The organism is Acinetobacter sp. ABJ_C4_1, assembly GCF_044538495.1.
GTDB classification, from domain to species: Bacteria; Pseudomonadota; Gammaproteobacteria; order Pseudomonadales; family Moraxellaceae; genus Acinetobacter; species Acinetobacter nosocomialis_A.
Genome location: NZ_JBIUCQ010000022.1, coordinates 32,011 through 41,431 on the forward strand (window position 1 = coordinate 32,011; position 9,421 = coordinate 41,431).

General features: G+C 34.8%; 6 protein-coding genes. 1 reads left to right on the forward strand and 5 read right to left on the reverse strand.

Annotation, left to right across the window (positions count from 1 at the left end; genetic code table 11):
* The first annotated feature begins 30 nt into the window (after positions 1-30).
* Complete coding sequence (locus ACIF8R_RS17640) at positions 31-1,128, forward strand: hypothetical protein (RefSeq protein WP_396482290.1); 1,098 nt, start codon at positions 31-33, stop codon at positions 1,126-1,128.
* A 72-nt stretch (positions 1,129-1,200) separates the two neighbouring features.
* Here the strand turns inward: ACIF8R_RS17640 and ACIF8R_RS17645 are convergent, their stop codons facing one another.
* From ACIF8R_RS17645 to ACIF8R_RS17665, 5 genes are read right to left on the reverse strand one after another with little or no spacing between them, the layout of a single operon-like run.
* Positions 1,201-2,007, reverse strand: a complete 807-nt coding sequence (locus ACIF8R_RS17645) for an efflux RND transporter periplasmic adaptor subunit (protein WP_396482292.1) — start codon at positions 2,005-2,007, stop codon at positions 1,201-1,203.
* Entirely contained in the window at positions 2,008-4,008 is a 2,001-nt protein-coding gene (locus ACIF8R_RS17650; protein WP_396482294.1) for a hypothetical protein, read from the reverse strand.
* The gene (locus tag ACIF8R_RS17655) at positions 4,001-6,169 is read right to left on the reverse strand and encodes a site-2 protease family protein (RefSeq protein WP_396482296.1); all 2,169 of its coding nucleotides are present in this window, start codon (positions 6,167-6,169) and stop codon (positions 4,001-4,003) included. The genes ACIF8R_RS17650 and ACIF8R_RS17655 overlap by 8 nt, the downstream gene beginning before the upstream one ends.
* Positions 6,170-6,173: 4 nt before the next feature.
* Positions 6,174-7,868 (reverse strand): efflux RND transporter periplasmic adaptor subunit, encoded by a 1,695-nt coding sequence (locus ACIF8R_RS17660; protein WP_396482298.1) that lies wholly within the window; start codon positions 7,866-7,868, stop codon positions 6,174-6,176.
* Complete coding sequence (locus tag ACIF8R_RS17665) at positions 7,858-9,255, reverse strand: TolC family protein (protein WP_396482300.1); 1,398 nt, start codon at positions 9,253-9,255, stop codon at positions 7,858-7,860. Before ACIF8R_RS17665 ends, ACIF8R_RS17660 begins: the two co-directional genes overlap by 11 nt.
* Between the last annotated feature and the right edge of the window lie 166 nt (positions 9,256-9,421).

The window sequence follows — 9,421 nt, forward strand, 5'->3', positions numbered from 1 at the left end:
CTATAATTTAAATTTAGAAAGGGGAATCACGTGTCATCATTATTTTATATTTGGGATGCAAATGAGCATCATCCTGATGTAAAAATTACTACATTAGAACAAGCAGAATATTATGCAACTCATGCACAAGTAACGGGTTTAACAGACAAGTTAAAAAACTGGTTATTGGCAGTTGAACGTATTGTGGGGCAACCAGAACTAGCGGCGAACTTTGATGAAGAAATTATCAGCTCATTTACAAATGTAAGTACATATTTTGATTATTCCGAAAATGTATTTTGTATTGAACAAGGTCTGTTGGCTAAAAGTAAATATTTATATAAAGTTTTAGTTGAAACTTTACGCCAACATGATTTGGTTGCCTTTGATGCAAGATCATATATATTTTTCAGTCGCGAAAAAATATTCCCTGATCAGCAAAGCATTGAACAAATGTTAGATGCGGTAAAGTCTGTTACTAAAGAAGAACTTGAACAGTTTAAGGCGATTCCTCCTACAAGAGAAAAATTGAGTATATTTGCAGATCAATGGTTAGAGTTAAATAAGCAAACTTTAAATTTTTCAAGACAAATTAAAAATAATCAATTTAATCAGTTGAATAGCTATTTTAGAGATTTTGATTTACAACTTTATGAAGGTATTTTAATTCTATGTTCAGATAAAACAGAAGTTTTAGCTTATCACGACATTAGTTTATTAACTTATATTCAAGTCTCATCTAAGAAAGCTATACGTATACCACGTGAGCATAAAATTGATGGTTATACTTTACAATATTTACCAGAAGTTCATGGTATAACAGGGGAGCCAAGCCATTTTAGTGAACCAAGCCAACTAAAACATGTTTTAGACCAAATGCATGATTTTCTAATCTACGATGCAAAGAAACATCAAGATATAGAAACATTAAATCAATGGCTGAACCATGGTGATGAAAAAGAATATATTACTGGATTGGGAGCAATCTCTCGTTTAGTGTTGGCAAAATATGTGAATGATCCTTTATATGACCAATTGGTTAGTGAAGCTATGCCTTATGTAAATAGACATAGGTATTTTAAAGATATGACGGTAGAGCAGTTTCATGAAAGACTGGAACAAGAAATTCAAAATATTTTAGAAAGTTAATATACTGAATGAGTATAAAAGGATATTCATGTCTTTTTATACTCATACATTCAAAAGAAGGTTAACGCAAAGTTATAAATACATCTTACAGCGAATACCACTTGGAAATTTTACGCTATTACTTTTTATGGTTGCGCCTGTACTAAAAGTACCTGAGCTTGCATCAATGACTTGATCAACGTGGTCAAGTTGAATGGTAGTAGTAAACTTCTCAAACGGGCTTTCAGGGACAATTTTTACTTTTTGACCTTTTTTAATCTGATTAAAGTACTTTAAAGGCACAATTGCATTTATTTTAAATTGGTCAGTTTGAGCAATTTTTAAAATTGGATTTTTACCTTCGGTTGGGCTGACTAAGCTACCTGCATGAATGTACTGTTGTATAACTACACCATTAAAAGGACTATAAATTTTTCTACGGTTTAAATCAGCTTGGCTTTGTTTGTATTCATATTCTGCTTGCTTGATATTTTCTTGAGCTGATTGTAGCTCTGAGCGAGCTTGTTGTAGCTCACTATAAGCATCTTCATATGCTTGGCGGGAAACAAAATTTTCTGCTAATAATTGTTTCATGCGTTGCACTTTACTTTCAGCATGTTCAATTTTAGATCTTGCTATATTGGCTGAACCTTTAAGCTGGGTTTTATAGTAAGCAGATTGAGTTGCAGATTTTTCAACACTCGATTCGATTTGAGCAAGAATTTGTCCTTTTTTAATCGGACTTCCTGCTTTTACAGGAACATTTTGTAAGACCCCCGTAATTGGACTTCGTACTTCAACAATTTTTGCAGGTTGTATCATGCATGCGAAATTGATAGCTTCTGCATAAGTCGTACCTGATAAAAGAAGTGTAATAGGAAGAATAAGAGAATATTTCATTTAATAAATTTTTCCTGCAAAGCCAATTTGAGAATTTAATTTTTTGTCATGTTTAAACATAGATATACGGTTTCGGTAAGCACGTTTCTGACATTTTTTTTGCATACGTTTTACCGCAAAAATTAAAAAAATATATTGCAAATAAATGAAGGGAATAAAGTTTATAAACTTTATAAGCCATGGGATATTTTGCTGCATTAACTGATCTTCACCAGAAATATAGGCAACACATGACCCTTGATCTCCTTGACGACCAGCTCGACCATAAAGTTGTCGGTCAATTCGAGCCGATTCGTGAAACTCCGTCAAAATGACATGTAGGCCACCAGCTTGTTTGGTTTCAGGACGCAATTTAATATCTGTACCACGGCCAGCCATATTGGTGGCTATTGTAATTCTGCCACTGTGTCCTGCTTCAGCAATAATTGAAGCTTCATGAGCATCTTGGCGGGCATTTAAGACAATATGTTCAATGCTAAGTCGGGCAAGTGCTTCCGAAATAGCTTCGGAGGCTTCAATACTACGTGTACCAACTAAAACTGAGCGCTTGGTATCGGCAATTGCTTTAGCATGTTTTGCAATTGCCTGATATTTCTGTTCATTATTTTTAAAATATCGGTGTCTAAATTGTTTACGTTTGGACGGAATATTAGGAGGAATCTGACATACTTTTAATCGGTAGATCATCCACAGCTCCCGTGCAACTTCTAGCCCAGTTCCTGTTAAGCCTGATAAAAGTAAATATCTTCTAAAGAAACGTTGAAAGGTCATTCGGGCTAGAGTGTCTCGGCCTTTGGTGAGCTCAATATTTTCTTTAGCTTCGATGAGTTGATGTAATCCTTGTTCCCATGAGCGATCAGCCATAATTCGGCCTGTAGACTCATCCACAATCTGAATTTTATTATCCTGAATAATATAATGCTGGTCTTTATGATAAAGATATAAAGCAGTAAGTGCTTGTTTAACCAGTAGCATTTTCCATGCATGGTTATACCAGATTGGTCTGACATCTTGAGGTAAGGGAACCTGTTTTTCTGGGGAAATCTTTTCTATTTCTACATGGTGCTCAGCCTCAAGTATCGTGAAATCGACATCTCGAATAAGTTCTCTTGCTTGGGCAATTGCCCAATGGATAACTGGGGCTTCAATAAGCCCTTCGGTTTCTTGCGAAATCACCATTGGTGTTTGGGCTTCATCAATAAACACGCTGTCAGCTTCATCTACAATACAAAAGTGTAGGGCTGGTACAATCATCGTATCATCAGCGACTTTTCCAGTTGCCAATGAACGTAAATTTTCAATTTGTCTAGGTTGAGTACCTTTTCCAGAAATGTGGTCTTTTAAGTAATCAAAAACGATTTCATTTGCACTGACATAGCAAATTTGCTTTTGATAATTTTCCTTCCTTTCCGGAACTTCCATTTCACTATGAATTGCACCGCTGCTGAGTTGGAAAAACTCAAATAGGGGACGTAATTCTTCTTCATCACGCTGAGCCAAATAAGCATTTGTAGTTAAAACATGAACGAAATTACCAGTTGCAGCCATAATAGTTGCGGCCATACTTGCGACAAGTGTTTTCCCTTCACCTGTAGGCATTTCAGCAAGTCTGCCTGTTAGTAATATATATGCCCCCATAAATTGAACAGGATGCGGATAGATATTAAAAACACGAGAAATTGCTTCTCCAACACATGCAAATATTAAAGCGATAGACTGATTATGATTGGTCTCGCGTGATAATAATTGAACAGTATGCTGAAATTTCTGTACAAGCTGTGATTGGTCCAGCTCTTTTAAAGCATCTTTATGAACTGCTATTGCTTGTGCAAATTTATGAATATGCCTTCTAGAAACTTTATTTGCGGGAATCCAGCCTAATAAGTTTGCAAAAAATATTTCAAGCTTATGTAGCTCTATATCTTTTTGTTCTACTCGCGCCACATTTGATAAATAAAAAGGGTGCAGAGACATATTTTTGATGGCACGTAGATTAGACATAGAATTGCTCCAAAAATAATTGACGCAATTTTCTAGTCCACTGCCATGCAAGAGGCGAGTAGCCTAAATGATAACGAACATATGCAATATCACCGAAAACAGAAGAGTCTAATGGTTGTGACAGTTGAATATCTAAATCAAAATAATTCTGTAAAGCTGTTTTGCCTTCCTGATCATTAGGATCAACTGTAATATTTCCACCCGCTTGACTACCTAATGCTGAAGATAAAAGTTTCTTTTGTGTTTGCGGGGTACTTCTAATGATTTTCCCTGTATAAATCACATCAAAATGATTTTTAAAGCGGATTTCAATATTTTTTAAGCGGTTCTGAATTAAATCATAATCTTGCTGTAAAACCGCACTACGAACAATTTGTGCCGGTTGATTAATAACATAACCAATAATGTCACCACGTTTATAGTATCTTTGCTTGATCTCAATAGCATCTTTAGCAAACCATTTTCCGGAAACTGTGCTCGTGACTTGAAGCTGTTCAATTTTATATTGGTACTGTTGAAGCTGCTGAACGGCACCTTGCTTTTGATATTCTAATTTGCGGCGTTGAGTCAGATCATCCAAAGAGGCTTGTCTAAGCTTGTAATCTAACTCTTCAACTTGAAGTTTTTGTAACTCATATTTTTCAAGTAAATCGGGGTTTGAAAGTTGAAAAAGAATTTGGTTTTGTTGAACCTGGCTGTTCTTAAAATTAATGCCTTGGATATGTCCTGACTCATTCGCACGAATAATCGATTCTTCTGGCATCCATACAATGGCTTGTTGGGTACTGTAATATGGAAACGGGATAATAAAAAATATAAGAACAATTGCCGCAATAATAATCCATAAACGTTGAATGGCCTGTTCACGATATTTTGACAAGGTCGCTCCTTGATAAATATGTTTTATTCCTTTGTATAGAGGTAAAACAATAGTCATAAAACCAGAGATAGCAGCCAGTATCACACCAAAGAAAAAGTACTTTTGTGCTATAAACCAGACTAAACTGAACATGATGGTGATGCGGTAAATAGGAGACAGCAAACCGTAAATGAATAACCAAAATCTTTCATTTTCAGTTGCATAAGGTGGCTGTACTGTTTTTGCACCAAACAAATAATGGTCTGATAAATAAATCCAATATTTAGTCGCTCGACCTGCCAAATTGGGAATCTCAAGCAGGTCTGACAAAATGTAGTAACCGTCATAGCGCATGAGTGGGTTACCATTTACTAATACTGTAGAAATAGTGGCAATAAAAATGACGTTATAAGCAAATGCATGAATCAACCCTTGTTCAGTCGATAGCCAGATATAAATTGCGATTGCGCCCAGTAAAAGCTCAGTGAGGATTCCGGCAGCCGATACCACAATCCTTTGCCATTTAGAAACAAAGTGATAAGAAGAGGTCGCATCCACATAGGGAATGGGAATGAACATAATGAACATAAGTCCCATTTCTCTGACATTTCCATTCCAGGCTTTTATTGCTAAACCATGAGCAAATTCATGGATTAATTTAACAATTGGATATGTCAGCCAAAGGATAAAAAGGTTACTGGTTGATAGCACTCGATCCGATAAATTACTCGTTAAACTTTGCCAGTGCTCACTCAGCAATAAAAGTGCAGGAGTTACGACTAAAAACCAGAGTAAAAATCCCCATACACTAAAAATGGAACGCGCTAATTTACTTAATTGACCAAAAAAAACATCGGGATAAAGCAGAGGTATTTTTAAACTAATTGGGTTTAAAAATGATTGTTTTAATTTATTAAATTTTTGTTTTTTATAACGCTTAAATAGTTCTTCAGAGTCAAAAGATACCTCAGTTTGTAATAAGTCATTGTTATAAAGCTGAGTGAGTAATTGTACTAACTCATTTTGACTAATTGCTCGGTAGTGTTGGTCGAGATTGATATTTTGTTTTTCAATATATTCGGCCGCTTTATCCCATATTTGTTCAACATTAGTTTTGCCATCTAAAAGAGTAATCACATACCATGTTTCGGGGTTAACTCTGACGAAGCGTTGTGACATCGGTTCAAATAATAAAAACCAAGCACGGCCTCGTAAAATACGTGGTAAAACCTCAACATTCTGTCGCAATTGAGGTTTTAAATGACGTACAAGATGCCAGTGTTCTGAAAACAAACTTTGCATGACTTTACCAATTTGACCAGATCTTTAATTTCATCCAGTTAATGAAATCTCGTGACCAGCGAAAGAGTAGATTGGTTTTACCCACTGTAATTTTCCCAACACCTTGCATACCGGGGGTTAGGGCAGGTGGAGAACCTATCCATGCAGCCTCAACTTTAAAGCCATTTATATTGTTTTGAACTGAAGCAACCGGAGTAATACGGGTAATACGAATTGGAAAAGTTTGATCTGGTAAGCCTGTTAGCTTTAAAACGCCGTTCTGGTTTTTTTGAATGAAGTGAATGTCTTTATCAGCAACATGCAAAATGACTTTATAGGCATCTTGTGATGCGATCTGGAATAATTCCTTACCATCTTCAACAGGCGTGCCAATTTGTTGAGCCCAGTCGCCGTCAATAACGGTTCCAGTAATTGGCGCAGTTACTTTAGTTTGATTAATCTTTCTTTGAATGGTCTGGATTTTTGCCTCTTGTTGCCTAATCTGATTGGCCGCTAAACCACTATCTGTCAGGTTCTGATCTGCCATAGCCACACGGAACTGATGTTGTGCCTGATCAAGTAAACTTTGTTGTTCAGCAATTTGTATTTTTAGATCAGTATTATCGAGTTGGATTAAGGCTTGATCTTTCTTAACTTTATCTCCAGGGCGGACAAAGACTGTTTGTATAAAACCTTGAGTTGGTGCAGAAATAATCCAGCGAGTTTTCCCTTCAACATTTAGGTTAGCAGTGACTAACTTATCAACCGGAATTAAAGTAATACACAGTAGAAAGACAACAATAAGGCCTGTAATAATTTTCCAAGCATAGTGACCTTCAGTACTGTATTTTTTTAATATATTTTTTCCAGACTTGAAACTATGTTGAAGAAGGCTTTGTTCGGATTGATACCAATGTTGTAAAAGCGGATGAATTAAATCGATATTGCTTTTTAAGTATAAGCTTAACGCATTATGTACTTCATATTGTTCAAAATCACGGTCCTTCGCTACTAAAATAGCCTGAATTTTTCCATGATGAAAAATAGGATAGGCGAACCACTGATATTCTTTGAGGTCATGTTGTAAAAATAATGCTTGTAATGCGATTTCATTGAGTTTTTGCATTTCTGCTGCTCCTTTTTCTGTCCATGACAGTTCAGAGGAGACAACCCATTTCACTTTATGAGCATCTTTAACTAAGAAATAATTTAATTGAATATCCTGATATTGCGTAAACTGTTTACGAATTTGAGTCGTGGTTTGATTGACCCATTCTTGTGCCGCAATTTGGAACTGTGTTTGATTAATGACATGTGCAAAAATTTCAAGAAGTTGTTCTGCTTGAATCGCATGTTGAAGCTTTTGACTTTGTTGCTCGTAAAATAACCACCCCATGCTGGTTCGTATAAGTTCCAGCGTCGTTTCATGAATAGGTGGTGTGATGGATAACCCAAGATACGAGGATGAGCTAGAATTTATCAGTAAATAGCCAATAAGATAACCTTGTTCACTTTTTTGAATAGCAACAGGTTTATCTAGTGTTAATTGTTGTTTGATTACATTCCATAACTCATTAATTTGAGAGTCTTCAAAAGCATGACTACCAAAATCTGTTAAATTTTCATAACAAACAGCCAATACATTAATATTCAGACGTTTAAGGTTAAGTAACCAGTGCTGAATAGTATCTGGTAAATTTTGTAAATTATTATCTGTCATAACGAGAACTTAATTGGGAAGAGGTTGAATAAAAAATATGGTCTATATCAATGATTTGCTGTTCAGTTAAAATACCTGTCGTAATTTTCAGTTTGATATAGTTTTGCCAAGCCTCATACCAAGCACTTAAACGTTCTTGTTTGTTTTCAAAATATTTTGCTTGTGCTTCCAAGACCTCAGCATTTACTCGCATTCCTACTTCATAGGCACGCTTATTGGCAATCCATGCTTTTTGAGATGAATCTTCGGCATCTTTCATGCCGTTTGCTTTATTAATTGCAGATAAAGTGCTGTAAAAGGCATCGAGCATCTGTGCTTTTTGTTTTTGAGTTGAGAGTTGTAGTTCATATCTACTTTTTTCTAAACTTGCTCTTTTCTCCTTAATTTTATAAGACGTTTCAGTGTTATACATTGGAATATTTAATTCAAAGCCATATAAGTAATCTAGGCCATTTTGTTTGCTAGTAAACGCAGAATCTTGTGAGTCCAGATTTCTAGTTAATTTCGCAGAAAAATTTAAAACAGGATATCTTTCTGCTTCAGATTGTTTAATCTCACCTTTAGCTACATCTAGATTGAGTTCTGATAACTTAATTTGATTATTCTTTTCTAGTAGTAACTGATTGTAGTGTGCCTGATCGGTATATGAGAGAGGAGGGAGTTTTTCTAAAGATGTTTTATTTTCAACAAAACTGATGGCATCAGTTCCTATAAACTCGGCTAATATACTTTTTTCTTTCGCAATTTCATAACGCAGACTATTTTCTTGACTTTGCAGGGTAGATAGCTTTGCTTCTGCTTCTCTTAAATCAGTAATAGATACCATTCCCTGATTAAAATTTGCAGTTGCCATTTTCTTTTGTTCAAGAACTAAAATTTGCTGTTGTTGAATAAGGTTAAGCTTAGAGTTGAGATTTAAAATTTTAAAATACTGCTCCACAATATTTTGTAAGAGTTCATTGTAGTTTGCTTGAAACTGTTCTAAAGCAATTTTCTCTCCAATTTTATTTGTTTTAATTGCTTCATCTTGAGATTTGTTATAAACGGGAATTGAAAACTGAACCGCATAATTTCTTAAACGATAATCGGTTTCTTCGTGGGCTGGTTGTTTATTAAATCCCTTTTTCTCTTGAGCTGTAAAATTGATTTTTGGATCTTTACTGGCAAGTGCTTGGTTTGTTTTTTGTTTAGCAATTTCACTTTGAGTATAGGCCAGTGGTAAATGTGGAGAATATAACTTTGCTTTATTGAATAATGTATATAAATCATCTGCTTGAGCAGAATTTATTGCTAAAAGAGAGAGTGCCCCAGCAAATGTGTTTTGTAAAAATAAAGTGGTAAATTTGTTCATCATGTAAAAAATTGTATGTTTTTGTAATTTTCTCATAAAAATAATAAACTTGGTAGAGGGATTGAAAATTGTTTTATTAAAATTATTTTGGATTATCTTGGTATTGAAATAATTAAATTAAAAAGGAAAAATGAGTAATTAAAAATCTATTTAAGTTTTAATAAAATGAGTCATTGTTCTTATATTAAAATTGAATTTTAAA

Bases quoted from the DNA above. Each gene is read 5' to 3' on its own strand.
- ACIF8R_RS17645 (WP_396482292.1), bottom strand. From the start codon at position 2,007: ATGAAATATTCTCTTATTCTTCCTATTACACTTCTTTTATCAGGTACG.
- ACIF8R_RS17650 (WP_396482294.1), bottom strand. From the start codon at position 4,008: ATGTCTAATCTACGTGCCATCAAAAATATGTCTCTGCACCCTTTTTAT.
- ACIF8R_RS17655 (WP_396482296.1), bottom strand. From the start codon at position 6,169: ATGCAAAGTTTGTTTTCAGAACACTGGCATCTTGTACGTCATTTAAAA.
- ACIF8R_RS17660 (WP_396482298.1), bottom strand. From the start codon at position 7,868: ATGACAGATAATAATTTACAAAATTTACCAGATACTATTCAGCACTGG.
- ACIF8R_RS17665 (WP_396482300.1), bottom strand. From the start codon at position 9,255: ATGAGAAAATTACAAAAACATACAATTTTTTACATGATGAACAAATTT.